The organism is Kocuria salina (assembly GCF_013368965.1).
GTDB lineage: Bacteria > Actinomycetota > Actinomycetes > Actinomycetales > Micrococcaceae > Kocuria > Kocuria rosea.
The window spans coordinates 65,172-83,002 of the sequence record NZ_SSSF01000009.1 but is presented as its reverse complement, the minus strand read 5'-3'; the positions used below and the strand labels follow the sequence as shown (position 1 = coordinate 83,002).

Annotated in this window: 15 protein-coding genes; 8 read left to right on the top strand and 7 right to left on the bottom strand. The window is 74.1% G+C overall.

Annotated features, from left to right (window positions below; all coding sequences use genetic code 11):
• Positions 1-78 precede the first annotated feature (78 nt).
• Positions 79-1,881, top strand: a complete 1,803-nt coding sequence (aspS, locus tag E7Z53_RS16290; protein ID WP_176338217.1) for an aspartate--tRNA ligase — start codon at positions 79-81, stop codon at positions 1,879-1,881.
• Between the two features lie 80 nt (positions 1,882-1,961).
• Here the strand turns inward: aspS and E7Z53_RS16285 are convergent, their stop codons facing one another.
• The 4 genes from E7Z53_RS16285 to E7Z53_RS16270 all read right to left on the bottom strand — a co-directional run bounded on the left by E7Z53_RS16285 (position 1,962) and on the right by E7Z53_RS16270 (position 6,354).
• Positions 1,962-3,221 carry a winged helix-turn-helix domain-containing protein gene (locus E7Z53_RS16285; RefSeq protein ID WP_369598005.1) on the bottom strand — a complete coding sequence of 420 codons (1,260 nt, stop codon included), beginning with the start codon at positions 3,219-3,221 and terminating at the stop codon, positions 1,962-1,964.
• Positions 3,222-3,395: 174 nt separating this feature from the next.
• Complete coding sequence (locus E7Z53_RS16280) at positions 3,396-4,691, bottom strand: APC family permease (protein ID WP_176338215.1); 1,296 nt, start codon at positions 4,689-4,691, stop codon at positions 3,396-3,398.
• On the bottom strand, positions 4,688-5,926 hold the full coding sequence (locus tag E7Z53_RS16275; RefSeq protein ID WP_176338214.1) for a glutathionylspermidine synthase family protein: 1,239 nt from the start codon (positions 5,924-5,926) through the stop codon (positions 4,688-4,690). The genes E7Z53_RS16280 and E7Z53_RS16275 overlap by 4 nt, the downstream gene beginning before the upstream one ends.
• Positions 5,926-6,354 carry a hypothetical protein gene (locus tag E7Z53_RS16270; RefSeq protein WP_176338213.1) on the bottom strand — a complete coding sequence of 143 codons (429 nt, stop codon included), beginning with the start codon at positions 6,352-6,354 and terminating at the stop codon, positions 5,926-5,928. Before E7Z53_RS16270 ends, E7Z53_RS16275 begins: the two co-directional genes overlap by 1 nt.
• 335 nt (positions 6,355-6,689) lie before the next feature.
• Between E7Z53_RS16270 and E7Z53_RS16265 the strand changes: the two genes are divergently transcribed.
• Complete coding sequence (locus tag E7Z53_RS16265) at positions 6,690-7,316, top strand: maleylpyruvate isomerase N-terminal domain-containing protein (RefSeq protein WP_017832276.1); 627 nt, start codon at positions 6,690-6,692, stop codon at positions 7,314-7,316.
• A 75-nt stretch (positions 7,317-7,391) separates the two neighbouring features.
• On the opposite strand, the gene E7Z53_RS16260 is transcribed toward E7Z53_RS16265, so the two are convergent.
• The gene (locus tag E7Z53_RS16260) at positions 7,392-7,991 is read right to left on the bottom strand and encodes a hypothetical protein (protein ID WP_176338212.1); all 600 of its coding nucleotides are present in this window, start codon (positions 7,989-7,991) and stop codon (positions 7,392-7,394) included.
• Between the two features lie 55 nt (positions 7,992-8,046).
• Between E7Z53_RS16260 and dtd the strand changes: the two genes are divergently transcribed.
• Positions 8,047-8,499 carry a D-aminoacyl-tRNA deacylase gene (dtd, locus tag E7Z53_RS16255; RefSeq protein ID WP_017832278.1) on the top strand — a complete coding sequence of 151 codons (453 nt, stop codon included), beginning with the start codon at positions 8,047-8,049 and terminating at the stop codon, positions 8,497-8,499.
• A gap of 22 nt (positions 8,500-8,521) precedes the next feature.
• On the opposite strand, the gene E7Z53_RS16250 is transcribed toward dtd, so the two are convergent.
• Entirely contained in the window at positions 8,522-9,826 is a 1,305-nt protein-coding gene (locus E7Z53_RS16250) for a cation:proton antiporter domain-containing protein (RefSeq protein ID WP_176338211.1), read from the bottom strand.
• Positions 9,827-10,142: 316 nt separating this feature from the next.
• On the opposite strand from E7Z53_RS16250, the gene E7Z53_RS16245 reads away from it, so the two are divergent.
• Positions 10,143-11,498, top strand: a complete 1,356-nt coding sequence (locus E7Z53_RS16245) for a replication-associated recombination protein A (protein WP_428841365.1) — start codon at positions 10,143-10,145, stop codon at positions 11,496-11,498.
• A gap of 9 nt (positions 11,499-11,507) precedes the next feature.
• Here the strand turns inward: E7Z53_RS16245 and E7Z53_RS16240 are convergent, their stop codons facing one another.
• Positions 11,508-12,464, bottom strand: a complete 957-nt coding sequence (locus E7Z53_RS16240) for a sugar-binding transcriptional regulator (protein ID WP_035928524.1) — start codon at positions 12,462-12,464, stop codon at positions 11,508-11,510.
• 68 nt (positions 12,465-12,532) lie between these two features.
• Between E7Z53_RS16240 and E7Z53_RS16235 the strand changes: the two genes are divergently transcribed.
• From E7Z53_RS16235 to rpsD, 4 genes are all read left to right on the top strand, one after another.
• Positions 12,533-14,332, top strand: a complete 1,800-nt coding sequence (locus tag E7Z53_RS16235) for a glycerol-3-phosphate dehydrogenase/oxidase (protein ID WP_176338210.1) — start codon at positions 12,533-12,535, stop codon at positions 14,330-14,332.
• Between the two features lie 113 nt (positions 14,333-14,445).
• A complete protein-coding gene (locus tag E7Z53_RS16230; protein ID WP_176338209.1) occupies positions 14,446-15,228 on the top strand; it encodes an MIP/aquaporin family protein in 783 nt (260 codons plus the stop codon).
• Between the two features lie 55 nt (positions 15,229-15,283).
• A complete protein-coding gene (glpK, locus tag E7Z53_RS16225) occupies positions 15,284-16,807 on the top strand; it encodes a glycerol kinase GlpK (protein WP_035928520.1) in 1,524 nt (507 codons plus the stop codon).
• Between the two features lie 361 nt (positions 16,808-17,168).
• Positions 17,169-17,801: a 30S ribosomal protein S4 gene (rpsD, locus tag E7Z53_RS16220; RefSeq protein WP_017832285.1), complete on the top strand. Its 633-nt coding sequence runs from the start codon at positions 17,169-17,171 to the stop codon at positions 17,799-17,801.
• The last annotated feature ends 30 nt before the right edge of the window (positions 17,802-17,831 follow it).

Sequence of the window (17,831 nt, the reverse complement as noted above, 5' to 3'; positions counted from 1 at the left end):
GGGTCCCCGGTGAATCCTGGGGAAACGCGCCGCGGGCGCGGCCCCGTCCGCACCTCCCGAACAACGAAGGGTTTTTCAGTGCTGCGCACCCACAACCTCGGCGCCCTGCGCGCCGAGCACATCGGAGAGACCGTCACGCTGGCCGGCTGGGTCGGCCGGCGCCGCGACCACGGAGGGGTGGCCTTCCTGGACCTGCGAGACGCCTCCGGGGTCGCCCAGATCGTGGTGCGCGACGAGGCGGACTTCCACCACCTGCGCAACGAGTTCGTCCTGCAGATCACCGGCACCGTGGAGCGCCGCCCCGAGGGCAACGAGAACCCGGCGCTGGCCACCGGCGAGGTCGAGGTCATGGCCGAGACCGTGACCGTGCTCAACACCGCCGCCGCGCTGCCCTTCCAGATCGACGAGCACGTGGAGGTCGGCGAGGACGCCCGCCTGCGGCACCGCTACCTGGACCTGCGCCGCCCGGAGCCGGCCCGCATCATGCGCCTGCGCTCCGACGCCAACCGGGTGGCCCGCGAGATGCTCCACCAGGACGGGTTCACCGAGGTGGAGACGCCCACCCTGACCCGCTCCACCCCCGAGGGCGCCCGCGACTTCGTGGTCCCGGCCCGCCTGGCCCCGGGCTCCTGGTACGCCCTCCCGCAGTCCCCGCAGCTGTTCAAGCAGCTGCTGCAGGTCGGCGGGATCGAGAAGTACTACCAGATCGCCCGCTGCTACCGGGACGAGGACTTCCGCGCCGACCGCCAGCCCGAGTTCACCCAGCTCGACATCGAGGCCTCCTTCGTGGAGCAGGACGACGTCATCGCCCTCGGCGAGCGGATCGTGGCCGCGCTGTGGAAGCTCATCGACGTGGAGATCCCCACCCCCATCCGCCGGATGACCTACGCGGAGGCGATGGCGAAGTACGGCTCCGACAAGCCGGACCTGCGCTTCGGCCTCGAGCTCACGGAGCTGACCGAGTACTTCCAGGACACCACCTTCCGCGTGTTCAAGGCCCCCTACGTGGGCGCCGTGGTCATGCCCGGCGGGGCGTCCCAGCCGCGCCGCACCCTGGACGCCTGGCAGGAGTGGGCCAAGCAGCGCGGGGCCAAGGGCCTGGCCTACGTCCTCGTCGGCGAGGACGGCACTCTCACGGGACCGGTGGCCAAGAACATCACCGAGGCCGAGCGCGAGGGCCTCGCCGCCGCGACCGGCGCGCAGCCCGGGGACTGCATCTTCTTCGCCGCCGGCGAGAAGAAGTCCTCCCGCGCGCTGCTCGGCGCGGCCCGCGTGGAGATCGGCCACCGCACGGGGCTGATCGACGAGGACGCCTGGGCGTTCGTGTGGATCGTGGACGCGCCCCTGTTCGAGTCCGCGGCCGAGGCCGTCGAGTCCGGCGACGTCGCCGTGGGCGCCGGCCAGTGGACCGCCGTGCACCACGCGTTCACCTCGCCCAAGCCCGAGTTCCTGGACACCTTCGACCAGGACCCCGAGCACGCCCTGGCCTACGCCTACGACATCGTGTGCAACGGCAACGAGATCGGCGGCGGCTCGATCCGCATCCACCAGCAGGACGTGCAGCGGCGGGTCTTCGAGGTCATGGGCATCGGCCGGGAGGAGGCCGACGAGAAGTTCGGGTTCCTGCTCGAGGGCTTCAAGTACGGCGCGCCCCCGCACGGCGGCATCGCCTTCGGCTGGGACCGCGTGGTCGCCCTGCTGGCCGGGACCGACTCCATCCGCGAGGTCATCGCGTTCCCGAAGACCGGCAACGGCTTCGACCCGCTGACCGCCGCGCCGGCGCCGATCACCGCGCAGCAGCGCAAGGAGGCCGGGGTGGACGCCAGGCCGGGGGCGAAGCAGGACGAGGACCTGAAGGCCGAGAAGGCGGCCGCGCACTAGGCCAGGGCACCAGCGGGCCGGGTCCGCCCGCTCCGGGCGGACCCGGCCCGATGTGCTCCCGGTGCGCCGGTGCTCGGGCCTCAGCGCGGACACGGTCGGCGGAGCTCTCCCCGCAGCGGACCGGTCAGTTCCCCTCTCGCGTCCTCGTCCACGGCGACGGTGTCCGCGCCCAGCCACGTCGCGGTCGTCGCCAGCTCGGCCGCCAGCTCCCCGACGACGACGGAGCGCGTCGGCCACCTCGTTGCCGCGGCGGCGTCGGGACCCGGCTCCTCGGCGAAGGCGGAGCGGACCAGGAGGACGCCGCGGTCCCGGTCGTACTTGAGGTCGACCCGGGCGACGAGGGACTCGCCGAGCAGGAACGGCAGCACGTAGTAGCCGTGGGTGCGCCGGGAGGCGGGGGTGTAGATCCCGATGCGGTAGTGCATCCCGAACAGCTCCAGGAGCCGACGACGCTCGAAGACGAGCGGATCGAAGGGGGCCAGCAGGGCACGGGCGCCCGCGCGGCGCGGCACGCCGGCGTCGACGTGCAGCCACGCCGGGCGGTCCCAGCCGGCGACCGTGACGGGCAGCAGCTCGCCGCTGTCGACGAGTTCGTCGACAGCGCGGCGGGTGACGCGCTGCCCGAGGCGGAAGTAGTCGGCGAAGCACCGGACGGTCCCGATGCCGTGGGCGCGGGCGGAGATGCGGACGAGCTCGCGGACGGCGTCGTCCGGGTCCGGCGGCGGCTGACCACGGACGTGCGGGGGCAGGACCCGCTCGGCGAGGTCGTAGACCCGCTCGAACTGTGCGTTGCGGCGCGCGGCGCCGAGCTGCCCGGCGTCGAAGAGGATCTCCAGGGCGGTCCTGGCGGCGCTCCACCGCCAGCCCCAGCCCTCCTCGGCGCGCTGCGCGTGGCGGGCGTCGACGAACGCCTCGACCTCCCCGGCCGTGAGCGGGCCGCGTTCGGCGACGACGGCACGGACGAGCTCGAGCACGCCCGGGTGGCGCGCCTCCAGCGCGTCGGGGTCCATGCCGGCCCAGCGCCGGCGGGTCCAGGCGACGAGCGGGGAGGTGGCGACGGGCAGGTAGCAGGCCTCGTGCGCCCAGGCCTCGACGAGGCGGCGCGGCGCCCGGCCCGCCGCCCGATCGAGCAGGGCGGTGTCATAGGGACCGAGCCGGGCGAGCAGCGGCAGCAGGTGCGCCCGGGCGAGGACGTTGACCGAGTCGATCTGCAGCAGCCCGATGCGCTCCACGGTGCTCGTGACGTGCCGCATCGTCACCACCGGGGGCCGGGCGCGGTCCAGCCCCTGGGCGGCGATCGCGACGCGGCGCGCCTGGGCCGTGCTGATCGTGCGGGTCACCCGGACGACGATACCGAGACCGGTGTGCGGAGTCGACGGCATGAGCGGCCGCAGGCGTGCGCGCGGCCGGCGCGGCGGCTCATGCGCCGCCGGCAGCGCCGCTGTGCCACGCCGCGCCCCCGCACACCCACAGCCGGGGAATGGCGGTCCGGGCACCAGCGGTCCGACAGGGGGTCAGTCGAGCAGGCTCTCCAGGTGCGGGGTGCGCTCGTGGGCGCCCGGCAGCGGCTCGCGGCCCCGGCCCAGGAGGAACCACAGCGGGACCACGAGCAGGGCGAGCACCAGGCCCACCCACATCCACGAGGCGGTCAGCGCGTACTCCGCCCCCGTCAGCACGAGGGCGACGGCCATGAGCGCGGCGCCCAGCACGCCGAGCGCCCGCGCCCCGGCGGTGCGCCCGAGCTTCGCGACCGCGGCGCAGGCCAGGCCGTAGTAGAGGGCCACGAGCACCGAGATGATGCCGATCGAGTCGTCGAAGAGCGGTCCGGAGAACGCCATCCAGGCGGCGGCGACGGCGGCGGTGGTCCACGTGGCGAAGGACAGGGACCGGAAGCGGCGCGGCAGGTGCCCGCCGCGGGCCATGGACATCAGGCCGCGGGAGGTGGGGATCATCGTGGTGCCGATGGACGCCCCCGCCGAGACCGCCACGAGCGCGGCCAGCAGCGGGGAGGCCACCGAGGACCCCGGGGCGTAGGCCCAGCCGATGGCGGCGTAGGCGGCCGCCACCACGCCGAGCGCGACCCACGCCGAGACCCGCGGAGCCCGCTGCGTGGTGGACTCCTCGGTGAGCGAGAACGTGGAGTCCCACCCCCAGTACAGGAACAGGGCCAGCAGCAGGGCGGCCGCCACGTCCCCGGCCGAGACCCCGGAGCCGGCGGCGAGCTCCGCGGCGCCGTAGAAGCCGGTCCACTCCCCGTCCTCGGCGCCCGTGCCGCGCGGCAGGGCCGGCGCGGTGCGCACCGCCCAGACCAGCACGCCCACCCCGATCAGCTGCAGGACGGCCAGGACCCACTGCACGGCGGCCGAGACCCTGATCCCCGAGGCGGACACCGCCGCGAAGACCGCCATGAGCAGGGCGGCCACGGCGGTGGTGGTCCAGGGCCCGGCGCCGATCCCGAGGGCGAACAGGGCGGAGTCGGCCGTGACCCAGGCGAGGGAGGCGAGCACGAGGGTCGCCGAGAGCCACAGCCCCCACCCGCCCAGGAACCCGGCGAACGCGCCGTAGGCCTCCCGGGCCCACCGGTAGACGGTGCCCTGGTCCTCGTAGAGGGCGTCCAGGCGGGCGAAGCAGACCGAGACGACCACCATGGGGAGCACGGCGCCGACGAGCACCACGGGGGTCCAGGCGCCGACCAGGGCGTGGATGAGGCCCACGGTGACCACGGCCGAGTAGAGCGGGGCGATCGAGGTGGACCCGATGACCGCGGAGGTCGTGGTGGAGATCGACCGGGGGAGCAGGTGGGCGGTCACAGCAGACCCTTCTTGTCGATGACGTTGGGCACGAACCGGCAGTAGTAGTCGGTCAGCGGGCCGTCCGACTCGCGGATGCCGATGCCGGCCGCGCCCGCCTCGCCCACCACCCACGAGCCGATGACCGGGTGGTTGGGGGCGCCGTCGGAGCCCGGGAAGTTGCGGATGGGCGTGTAGGCCTGCCACACGTCCAGCGGGGACGGGTGGGGGTGCTCGGAGCGGATCCGCACGTCGCGGGCGTGCATCTCGATGCCGTCCCCCTCGCGGCCGAACACGGGCTTGCGCACCCACTCCCGCAGCTCGCCGGGCCCGTCCGGGTGGGCGGCCAGCAGGTTCTCGTGCCCGGGGAAGCACCGCCACAGGGCCACGAGCAGGAGCTTGTTGGACTGGAACATCTTCCACGCCGGCTCGTACCAGTGGTGCATCCGGGTGGGGTCGTCGAGCACGAACGCGCCGGGTCCGTCGTCGACCATGTGCTCCCACGGGTGCAGGGCGAAGATCTCCTCGATCGGGCCGACCACCACGGGCTCGTCCACGTCCCCGGTCGCGTGCACCCAGCCGCCGGACCGGGTGTCGTAGCGGACGTCCTCGACGGGCAGCAGGACGGCCCGGTAGCCGGCCTCGACCGCGGTGTTCGCGATGACGGCGGCGTTGGCCGCGTCCTCCCCGGACTCCTCCTCCCGGGTGTAGGCCACGTGCAGGGTCTTCGTGGCCGAGTACGGCAGCCGCTGCCGCCACCGGTCCACGAGCATGGGCCACAGCCCGTTGAGCTGGTCGAACTCCGGGTCGTCCTCGCCCAGGCCCGGGAACAGCGCCTCCATGCGGCTCCACTGGCAGATCGCCCCCTCGACCAGGCCGGTGGGGGTGTCGCCGTTGAGCTCGAGCATCTTCGGCGGGCCGGTCCCGTCCCAGGCCAGGTCGAAGCGGCCGTAGATCGAGGGCTCCCGCAGCCGGAGGGAGTGCTGGGCCAGCTCGAAGGCCGCGTCCGAGAGCCCGAGGGTGCCCAGGGCGCCGGTGGCCAGGTACCGGGCGGCCTCGGCGCACATCCGGTGCAGCTCGTCGGTGACGGACTCCAGCTCGTCCACCTCGTCGGGGGAGAAGACGTAGGCGGCCGTCTCGTTCCAGTACGAGAAGGACCGGCCGTCGGGCCGCTCGGTGCGGGCGTAGGTGAGCCCCTCGGCGCGGACGGTGCGCTCCCAGCCGGGGCGCGGCGCCAGGCCGTCGATGCGCCGCATCAGGAGCCCCAGCCGCTCTTCGACCCGCCGAAGCCGCGCGAGACGCCGCTCTTGCCCACGGCGGCCCCGTCGCGGGGCAGACCGCGGGCCACGGTGGCCGAGCCCGGCGGCCGGCCGGTGCTCCAGCCCGCCGCGGACGACACCGGTGAGCCCACGGCGGGGACGGCCGTGGCCCGGGCGGAGCTCATGAGCACCCACATCGGGAAGAAGCCGCCCACCCGCGGCCCGCGGTCGTCGTCGCACTCGTCGTCGTCGACCCGCACGGGCTCGGCGCCGCCGTCTCCGTCCGGGTCCTCGACGCAGATCTGGGCGTAGTCCGAGTCCACCTCCTGCACGTCCTGGGCCTCCTGCCCGCAGCCGGTCAGGGCGATCGTCAGGGCGCCGATCGAGGCGGCGGCCATGGTCCGTGAGGAGGGGCGGGGCGGCATGCGGGGCCTTCCGGGACGAGGACGGGACGGGGCGGTCGAGGGCTGCGGTGGCGCCGGGCCGGGCGCGGGGCCGGCCCGGCACGGTCCGCACGGCGGCGCCGGCGCACCGGGCCCGCCCGTGCGGGGTCCTCCGAGCGTACGACGTCCCGGCCCGGTCCGGGCGCCCCGCCCCGGCCCGTGTCCCGGGCGCCGCCGGCGCCCGGCCGCCGGAGGTGCGGGCGCAACCAGGCGCAACATCGGCCCGCCCGCCGTCGCCGCGCAGTAGGCTTCGGGCACCTCAGGGGCCGGGTCCCGCCGACCGGACCCGCCCCCGCGCCGAGCACCCAGGGGAGCCCATGAGCCGTGATCCCGCCGCCGCCCGCACCGCCCTCCTCGACGCCGGGGCCTGGTTCGCCGACCTCGTCGGGGAGATCCGCCCGCACCACTGGACCCGGCCGGGCCTGGGCGCCTGGGACGTCCGGGCGCTCGTGGGGCACACCCACCGCGCGCTCGTCACGCTCGGCACCTATCTCACGGTCCCCGCCGACGACGAGACCTGCACCGGCACGGCCCAGTACTACGCGCTCTCCGCCGCGGCCACGGACCCCGCTGAGGTCGAGGCCCGGGGCGTCGCCGCCGGCCGCGAGCTCGGCCGGCATCCGTCCGCCACCGTCCGGGCCTCGCTGGACCGGGCCCGGGACGCCCTGGCGCAGGTGCCCGTCGACGAGGACCCGCTGATCCGCACCCTGGTGGGCGGCACCCGGCTGCGCGCCTACGTGCCCACCCGCACGTTCGAGCTGGCGGTCCACGGCCTGGACGTCGCCGGGGCCTGCGGGCTGGACCGGAGACCCCCCGAGCACGTCCTGGCCGACGCCGGACGGACGGCGCTGGAGCTCGCCGCCCACGGCGGGCACCTGCCCGGGGTCCTGCTGGCGCTCACGGGCCGGCGGCCGCTGCCCCCGGGCTTCTCGGTCCTGGGCTGAACCGATCGGGGCTGCACCGACCAGGGCTGCACCGACCGGGGCGCCGGTCCTGGGCGGAAGCGGCCCGGACGCCGGTCAGAGCACCGTGTGCGCGACCGACGCCCAGCCCAGCGCGACGAGCACGCCGATCAGGGCGCCGACGACCGTCTGCGCCGGGGTGTGGTCCCCGGTGCGCACCCGCGAGACGGCCAGCACGACCGGCACCGGCGCCGCGGCCAGCGACGCCCACGGGGTGCTGAGGACGCCGAGCCCCACGGCCCAGCACGCGGCCATCGCCACGTGGGCGGAGACCTTCCACCACAGGGTCACGACCAGCAGCACCAGCAGGCCCAGCAGCACGAACGCCGTGGTCACGGGCACCACCGGAGGGACGCCCAGCGCGAGCTCGGCGACCACCACGAGCGCCGTCAGCACCCCCGTGGCGGCGTAGACCGGCAGCCGCTGGGCCCGGGCGCGCACGAAGTGTCCGTCCACCCGCCCGCGCCGGGCCAGCACCCGCAGCACGAGCATCGGCAGCGACGCCACGACCACCGCCGTCCCCAGGCCCCACATGGCCCCGGGCCACCCGGCCCCCGACCAGCCGGCGAGCACCAGCAGGGACAGCACCAGCGGGGCGGGCGCGAACACCTCGGCCACCAGGGTGCTCGGTCGGGGCGTGCTGCGCGCGGCGGTCATGGGTCGAGGCTAGCGGGGCCCCGGGTGCGCCCGGTCCTGTGGTGGACTGGGGCCCATGCGCATCGTTCTGCAGAGAGTGGCCCGGGCCGCCGTGACCGTCGGAGGAGAGGTCGTGGGGGCCGTCGAGGAGCCGGGGCTGCTGGCCCTGGTGGGCGTGACCCACGACGACGACGCCGCGACGGCCGCGAAGCTCGCCGAGAAGACCTGGACGCTGCGGCTGCTGGAGGGCGAGCGGTCCTGCGCCGACCTCGGCGCCCCGGTGCTCGCCGTCAGCCAGTTCACCCTCTACGGCGACGCCCGCCGGGGCCGGCGCCCCTCGTGGTCGGCCGCCGCGCCCGGCCCTGTCTCGGAACCCGTGTTCGAGGCGTACGTGGCCGCGCTGCGGGAGCTCGGCGCGCGCGTGGCGACCGGCCGCTTCGGGGCCGCGATGCAGGTGGAGCTCGTCAACGACGGCCCGTTCACCCTGGTCCTGGACAGCGCCGAGCTGGAACGGCCCCGGCGGGGCTGAGACCGGGTCCCGGCGCGGACCGTCAGATCGCCGTGCGGGGAGCGGCCTCCTCGGAGCCCGTCTCCTCGCGCGCCTTCCGCTCCCGGGCGCGGTCGAGGGCCGCGATGACGGGCCCCGCGGTGACCCCGTGCAGCAGGACCGAGCCGACGACCACCAGCCCCACGATGCGCCACAGGGCCTGGTCCTCCGCGGCGAACTCGCCCTCGGACAGCGCGTAGGCGAGGTAGTAGATCGAGCCGATGCCGCGCACGCCGAAGAAGGCGAGCACGCCGCGCTCCCACGGTCCCGTCCGGCCGCCGAGCAGACTGATCCACCCGGCGAGGGGGCGCACCAGCAGCAGGAAGGCCGCCGCGACGAGCACCTCCCGCCAGGTCAGCCCGGCGAGCAGCCCCCGGGCCACGGCGCCGCCCAGGAGCACGAGCACCACCACGGTGAGCAGCCGCTCGAGCTGCTCGATGTAGCTGTGCAGCACGCCGTGGGCGCCGTGCACCCGCTCGCCCGCCCGGATGGTCACGGCGCACACGAACACAGCGATGAACCCGTAGCCCTCGACCATCTCGGTCAGACCGTAGGTGAGGAAGGTGGCGGCCAGGGCCACGAACCCCTCGGTCTGCGCGGTCGTGCGGACGCTGTCGAGCCGGGAGCGGAAGAAGAGCCGCCGCAGGAGCAGGCCCACGAGGACCCCGGCGAGACAGCCGACCGCGATCCGCCAGGCCACGTCCACGCTCAGGAAGTGCGGCAGCCACGCGCCGGGAGCGGTGCCCACCACGCTCAGGGCGATGGCGAGGTAGACGAACGGGAAGGCCAGGCCGTCGTTGAGCCCCGCCTCGGAGGTGAGCCCGAAACGGACCTCGTCCTCGCCCTCGAGGTCCTCCTGCGACTCGGAGGGCTCACCGACCTGCACCTCGGAGGCCAGGACCGGATCGGTGGGGGCCAGCGCCGCGGCCACGAGCACGGCGCCGGCCGCGCTCAGCCCCAGCACCGACCAGCCCAGCAGGGCCGCCCCGAGCAGGCTCAGGGGCATGGCGATCCCCAGCAGCCGCCAGGTCGTGGCCCAGCGCCGGAAGCCCAGCGGGCGGTCCAGGGCCAGCCCGGCGCCCATCAGCGAGACGATCACGCAGATCTCGCTCAGGTGCAGGGTGGCGGCGCTGTGGGCCACCGGGTCCGGGTCGGGCAGGGTGTCGGCCAGGGCGAAGATCACCGCCCCGGCGGCCAGGAACACCATGGGCATCGACACGGGGGCCCGCACGAGCAGGCGGGGCAGCAGGGCGGCCGCGAACACGGCGAGCCCGGCGGCGGCGAAGAGCAGACTCGGGGCCTCGAACACCGGTACCTCATTCCTGGAAGGGCCGGGCGGGATCCCCGGTGGACCCCGCGCCGCAGCGGTCGTGGCCGTCGCCGGGCGGAGCGCGCCCGGTGGCGGCACCGACGTGATCAGCGTGCTGATCGTACGCCCATCCTCCCCGCTTCCGACAGGCCGCGACGGGCGCAGCCGCTAGCCTGAAAGGGTGACCGGCTCCCTCTTCGACGACCTCGACGCCCCCGACCCCGGTCCCTGCGCGACCGGGGACCAGGCGGACCGCACCGCCCGCCCCGCCGGCCGGGCGCGGCGCTCCCGCTCCCGGGCGCCCCTGGCGGTGCGGATGCGCCCGCGCCGCCTCGACGAGATCGTGGGCCAGCAGCACCTGCTCAAGCCCGGCTCCCCGCTGCAGGTGCTGGCGGGGGAGGACCGGGGCCCGGCGGGACCGTCGTCGATCATCCTGTGGGGGCCCCCGGGCACGGGCAAGACCACCCTGGCCCACGTGATCGCCCGGGGCGTGTCCCGGAAGTTCGTGGAGCTCTCCGCGATCACCGCCGGCGTCAAGGACGTGCGGAAGGTGATGGACGAGGCGCTCACGGACCGGGACCTGCACGGGCGCACCACGGTGCTGTTCCTCGACGAGATCCACCGCTTCACCAAGGCCCAGCAGGACGCGCTGCTGCCCGGGGTGGAGAACCAGTGGGTGGTGCTGGTCGCGGCCACCACGGAGAACCCGTCCTTCTCGGTGATCTCGCCGCTGCTCTCGCGCTCGCTGCTGCTCACGCTGCAGCCGCTCGAGCGCGCCGACATCGGGGCGCTGCTGGACCGGGCCGTCGCCGACCCCCGGGGACTGAACGGCGAGGTGGAGCTCTCCGCGGAGGCCCGCGAGCACCTCCTGGACCTGTGCGGCGGGGACGCCCGCAAGGCCCTGACCTCCCTCGAGGCCGCCGCCGGGGTCGCGTTCTCGGAGCAGCCGGACGACCACGACGCGGTCGAGGGCGCGGACGGGGACGAGGGCATCGACGGGGACGACGGCGGGGACCGCGCGCGGCCGGTGCCGGTGCCGGTGATCACCCGGGAGCACGCCGAGGAGGCCCTCGACCGGGCGGCCGTGCGCTACGACAAGAACGGCGACCAGCACTACGACGTGGTCAGCGCGTTCATCAAGTCGATCCGCGGCTCCGACGTCGACGCCGCGATGCACTACCTGGCCCGGATGATCGAGGCGGGGGAGGACCCGCGGTTCATCGCCCGCCGGCTCATCATCTCCGCCTCCGAGGACATCGGCACCGCCGACCCGACCGCCCTGCAGACCGCGGTGGCGGCCGCCGACGCCGTGCAGCTCATCGGCATGCCCGAGGGGCGGATCCCGCTGGCCCAGGCCGTGGCGCACCTGGCGACCGCCCCGAAGTCCAACGCCGCCTACACCGCGATCAACGAGGCGATCGCCGACGTCCGCGCCGGCCGGGCCGGACCCGTCCCGCTCCACCTGCGCGACGCCCACTACCCCGGCGCGGGCCAGCTCGGCCACGGCCGGGGCTACGTCTACTCCCACGACGAGCCCAACGGCGTGGCCGCCCAGCAGTACCCGCCCGACGAGCTCGTCGGCACCGACTACTACCGGCCCACCGAGCACGGCCGCGAGCGCGAGATCGCCCACCGCCTCGAGATCCTGCGGGGCATCGTCCGGGGCCGGTGACCGCCGGGCTCAGCGGCCGAACAGGTGGCGCACCACCGACGCGGCCGTGCGCTCGTCGATGAGCAGGTCCGTGACCACGCCCGCCCGCAGGGCGCCCACCACGCCCGGCACCTTGTGGTCCCCCGCCACCACGCACAGCCGGCGCGGGATCCGCCGCAGCTCCATCGGCGTGGGCCCGCTCGCCCGCCGGTTGTAGTCGATGTCGGCGTAGGTCCCGTCCTCCCGCAGGAAGACCGTGCACACGTCGCCGACCACCCGGTGCGCGGACAGCTCCCGGAGCGCGTCCTCCGGCAGGTAGCCGCTGGTGTACACCTGGGAGATCATCGGGCCGCGGAAGGCCCCCACGCTGAACACCGCCAGGTCCGCCGCGTTGCGCACCGCCAGCACCCGCCGCACCGAGGACTCCTGCCACATCAGCCGCCGCGTCTCCTCCTGGTCGAAGAACGCGGGGGTGGGGAAGGGCAGCAGCGCGGCACCGAAGGCCGCCGACATCTGCCCGAGCAGCGCCGAGGACTGCGCCGCCCCCGTGGAGCGGGCGCTGACCGCGCCGTTCATCTGCACGACCACCGCGTCCCGTGTGGCCTTCGGCTGCAGGTGGCCCCCGATCGCCGAGGTCGTGATCCCCCAGGCGACCGCCAGCGTCATCCCGTCCCCGAACCAGTCGCCCAGCAGCCCCGCCGCGGCCCGGGCCACGGACTCCAGCCGCTGCGGCTCCGTGGCCGTGCGCGGGGTGCCCGCCACGTGCACCGTCACCCCGAAGGCCTCCCGCAGCCGGTGGGACAGGTCGTGTCCCGCGTCCGGGGGAGCCGCGAGGCTGATCCGCACGATGCCCCGCTCCCGGGCGGCCTGCAGCATCCGCGAGACCGTGGGGCGGGAGACCCCGAAGCGGTCCGCCACCGCCTCCATCGTCATGCCCTGCACGTAGTACAGCTCCGCCGCGTGGTGGAGCTCGGCATCACCGTGCATGTGACCCACCCTTCCCTGCACGTCCGTTCATTTGCTTTGAGCATAGGTGCAACCCAGGACAGAGTGTGATGCAGAGCACCTTCCCGCCCGCAACCACCCGCCCCGAGGAGTTCCCCACCATGGCCCACCCCACCCTCTCCAGCGCCGAACGGGACCGCGCGCTCGCCGAGTTCTCCGACGGCCCCGAGCTCGACGTCCTCGTGGTCGGAGGCGGCATCACCGGCGCCGGCATCGCCCTGGACGCCGTGACCCGCGGCCTGCGCACCGGCATCGTCGAGGCCCAGGACTGGGCCGGCGGCACCTCGCAGTGGTCCTCCAAGCTCGTCCACGGCGGCCTGCGCTACCTCCAGCAGCTCGACTTCAAGCTCGTCTCCGAGGCGCTGCGCGAGCGCGAGCTGCTGCTGGACTTCCTCGCCCCCCACCTCGTCAAGCCCGTGCCCTTCCTCTACCCGCTGACCCACCGCTTCTGGGAGCGGCCCTACGTCACCGCCGGGATCGGCCTCTACGACGCCCTCGCCCACATCGGCGCCAAGGTCGCGACCCTGCCCTACCAGCGGCACTACAGCTTCAAGGGCGTCCAGCGGGTCTTCCCCGACATCAAGCCCGGCTCCATGGTCGGCGCCGTCAAGTACTGGGACGGCCAGGTCGACGACGCCCGTCTCGTCGTCACCATCGTGCGCACCGCCGTGCGCTACGGCGCGCTCGCGGCCAACCGCACGCGGGCCGTGTCCTTCCCCACGGACGAGACCGGCCGGGTGGTCGGCGCCACCGTGCGCGACCTCGAGACGGGGGCGGAGCACACGGTGCGGGCGAAGACCGTCATCGCCGCCACCGGGGTCTGGACCGAGCAGACCCAGGACCTGGCCCACGCCGAGGGCGGGCTGAAGGTGCTCGCCTCCAAGGGCATCCACATCATCGTGCCCCGCGAGCGGATCCGCGGCGAGAGCGGGCTGATCCTGCAGACCGAGAAGTCCGTGCTCTTCATCATCCCGTGGGCGCGGTACTGGATCATCGGCACCACCGACACCCCCTACCACCAGGACCTCGTCAACCCGGTGGCCACCGCGGAGGACATCGACTACGTCATCGACCACGCCAACGTGGTCCTCGACCGGCCGCTCACCCGCGAGGACGTGATCGGCACGTACGCCGGGCTGCGGCCGCTGCTGCAGCCCGGGACGAAGAAGGGCGGCGGGGACGCCCAGTCCACGAAGATCTCCCGCGAGCACACCGTGACCGAGGTCGCCCCCGGGCTGATCACGATCGCCGGGGGCAAGCTCACCACCTACCGGGTGATGGCCGAGGACGCCGTGGACCTCGCCCTGGGGGAGGAGCGGGCCAAGGCCGTGCCCTCGGTCACCGACCGCACTCCGCTGCTGGGCGCGGAGGGCTATCTCGCGCTCCGCCACCAGGCCGGCAGCCTGGGCGCCCGGCACGACTGGAACGAGGAGCGGGTGCAGCACCTGCTCGGCCGCTACGGTTCGGCGATCACCGAGATCGCCGAGCTCGTGGCGGACCGCCCCGACCTGGGCCGCCCTCTGGAGGGGGCCCCGGCCTACCTGCGGGCGGAGATCGTGCACGCCTGCACCCACGAGGGCGCGCTGCACCTCGAGGACATCTTCGACACGCGCACCCGGCTCACGTGGGAGCAGGCCCGCCACGGCCTCGACGCGGTCGAGGAGATCGCGGACCTCGCGGCCGAGGCCCTCGGCTGGGACGACCGGCGGCGGGGGGCCGAGGTCGAGGCCTACCGGCTCCGCTGCGCGGCGGAGGACGAGGCCGCGAGGACCCCGGACGACACCGCGGCCGCCGCCGCACGGGCAGCGGCCCCCGACGTCCTGGAGCTCGTGCGCCCCTCCGAGGCCTGAGCGCCCACCCGTCCCACCGAGCCCCGTCCCCTGACCCCACCCCCCCACCGGCCGTCCCCGACGGACGGCCGGTCCACCCAATCCGCACCACCTGAGGAGTCGCAGTGCTGTCGATGTCGAACGCAGTGGTACAGGCCGTCGCGCCCACCGTGCCCATCTCCCTGTCCACCGTCTTCTGGTCCGAGGTCGCGGGCACCGCGATGCTGATCCTGCTCGGCGCCGGCGTGGTCGCCAACGTCGCACTGCCGAGGTCAAAGGGCCTCGGCGGCGGGTTCCTGATGGTCAACTTCGGCTGGGGCCTGGCGGTGTTCGCCGGCGTCTACGTCGCCTGGCAGTCCGGCGCGCACATCAACCCCGCCGTGACCGTGGGGCTGTGGGCCAGCGGCGCCGAGGAGTACGCCCCGGGGGTGGCCGTCACCCTCGTCAGCACGCTCGTCTACTTCGCCGGAGAGCTGATCGGCGCCTTCCTGGGCGCCGTGCTCGCCTTCCTCGCCTACAAGAAGCACTTCGACGAGGAGATCGACGCGGCGACCAAGCTCGGGGTCTTCGCCACCGGCCCGGCCGTGCGCTCCTACGGCTGGAACGTGGTCACCGAGGTGATCGGCACGTTCGTCCTCGTCATCGTGATCCTGCTCTTCGGCAACACGCCCTCGGAGATCGGGCCGCTGGCCGTGGCGCTGCTCGTGGTCGGCATCGGCGCGAGCCTCGGCGGGCCCACGGGCTACGCCATCAACCCCGCCCGTGACCTCGGTCCGCGCATCGCCCACGCCGTGCTGCCCATCCGCGGGAAGGGCTCCAGCGACTGGGCCTACGCCTGGGTCCCGGTCGTGGGCCCGCTCATCGGCGCCGTGCTCGCCGGCGGCTTCTACCAGCTGTACTCCAACGTTCCCGCCTGACGCCCGCACCACCACCGACCCGTCCACGACACCACAACGAAGTGAGGGACCACCCATGAGCACCGACACCAAGTACGTCATGGCCATCGACCAGGGCACCACGAGCTCCCGCGCGATCATCTTCGACCACCGGGGCACGATCGTCAGCACCGGCCAGCTCGAGCACGAGCAGATCTTCCCGCGCGCCGGCTGGGTGGAGCACGACCCCATGGAGATCTGGCGCAACGTCCGCAAGGTCGTCGCCGACGCCGAGGCCTCCGCCGAGATCAACGCCCGGGACCTGGCCGCCGTGGGCATCACCAACCAGCGCGAGACCACCGTGGTCTGGGACCGCACCACCGGGGAGCCCGTCTACAACGCCATCGTCTGGCAGGACACCCGCACCCAGAAGATCGCCGAGGAGCTCGGCGGGGAGGCCGGCCCGGACCGGTACAAGGACCGGGTGGGCCTGCCGCTGGCCAGCTACTTCTCGGGCCCGAAGGTCAAGTGGATCCTGGACAACGTGGACGGCGCCCGGGAGCGGGCCGAGCGCGGGGACCTGCTCATGGGCAACACCGACTCCTGGCTGGTGTGGAACATGACGGGCGGCGTGGACGGCGGGGTGCACGTCACCGACGTCACCAACGCCTCGCGCACCATGCTGATGAACCTGGCGACCCTCGACTGGAACGAGGAGATCTGCGCGGACATGGGCATCCCCACGTCGATGCTGCCCGAGATCCGCTCCTCCTCCGAGGTCTACGGCAAGGGCCGCACCCGCGGCTTCCTCAAGGACGTGCCGATCGCCGGCATCCTCGGCGACCAGCAGGCCGCGATGTTCGGGCAGGCGTGCTTCGAGAAGGGCATGGGCAAGAACACCTACGGCACGGGCAGCTTCGTGCTGATGAACGTGGGCACCGAGGTGGTGCACTCGGAGAACGGGCTGCTGAGCACGGTGTGCTACAAGATCGGCGACCAGGACGCCGTCTACGCCCTGGAGGGCTCCATCGCCGTGACCGGGTCCCTGGTCCAGTGGCTGCGCGACAACCTGGGCATCCTCTCCTCAGCACCGCAGGTCGAGTCCCTGGCCGCGTCGGTCGAGGACAACGGCGGGGCCTACTTCGTCCCGGCCTTCAGCGGCCTGTTCGCCCCGTACTGGCGCTCGGACGCCCGCGGCGCCCTGGTGGGCCTGACCCGCTACGTCAACAAGGCCCACATCGCCCGGGCCGCCCTGGAGGCCACGGCCTACCAGTCCCGCGAGGTGGTCGAGGCGATGAACGCCGACGCCGGGGTGGACATCATCGAGCTCAAGGTGGACGGCGGGATGACCGCCAACGAGCTGCTCATGCAGTTCCAGGCGGACCAGCTCGGGGTCCCGGTGATCCGCCCGGAGGTCACCGAGACCACGGCCCTCGGCGCCGCCTACGCCGCGGGCATCGCCGTCGGCTTCTGGTCCGGGACGGAGGAGGTCACCGCGAACTGGGCCGAGAACAAGCGCTGGGAGCCGCAGATGGAGGACGCCGAGCGCGGCCGGCTGTTCCGCAACTGGCAGAAGGCCGTCACCAAGACCTTCGACTGGGTGGACGAGGACGTCGACTGACCGCGTCCGCGCCGAGGGCTCGTGCGCCGGAGCGCCGTCCGGGACTCCCGGGCGGCGCTCCGGCGCGCCGGGACCGGGACGGGGGCCGGCCCGCACCGCGAGCACCCCGGGGCGCGCCACGGCCCCGCACACGCTATAGTGGGACGTCGGCCGGCAAGGCCCGTGCTCCCGCACGCCCGGCGCACCGCCTCAACCACGGTGCGCGGCGCGCGGCCACGGCGCTTGCAGGACAGGAGGATTGCGGCTGATCCTCACCTCTCCGGCGGGACCGATCCCGTCCTCGGAGGCCGGACCGAACAGAACACGCTCCCCCCGCACCGCACGCCGGACGGGGGAGGGCACCGCATTGTGAAAGGTAAACGTGGCTAACAACACGCGTGCGCGCCGCCAGGTGCGCAAGTCCCGCGCCCTCGGGATCGCCCTGACCCCGAAGGCCGAGAAGTACTTCGAGCGCCGTCCCTACGGCCCCGGCGAGCACGGCCGTGCCCGCCGGAAGGCAGACTCGGACTACGCCGTCCGGCTGCGCGAGAAGCAGCGTCTCCGGGCGCAGTACAACATCCGCGAGAAGCAGATGCACATCGCCTACGTCGAGGCCAAGCGCCAGGAGGGGCAGACCGGTGAGAACCTGGTCGCCCTGCTGGAGTCCCGCCTGGACGCCCTGGTCCTGCGCTCCGGCTTCGCCCGGACCATGGCCCAGGCCCGCCAGATGGTCGTGCACCGCCACATCCTGGTGGACGGTGAGCGGGTGGACCGCCCCTCCTACCAGGTCAAGGAGGGTCAGCTGATCCACGTGCACGCCAAGTCGGAGAAGATGGTGCCCTTCCAGGTCGCCGCCGCCGGCGCGCACCAGGCCGTGCTGCCCGACACCCCGGGCTACCTCGACGTGCAGATCGAGAAGCTGCAGGCCAAGCTGGTCCGCAAGCCCAAGCGCGCCGAGGTCCCCGTGACCTGCGAGGAGCAGCTCGTGGTGGAGTACTACGCCCGCATGGCCTGATCCTGCGGGCTCCTGCCGCCGGGACCCCCC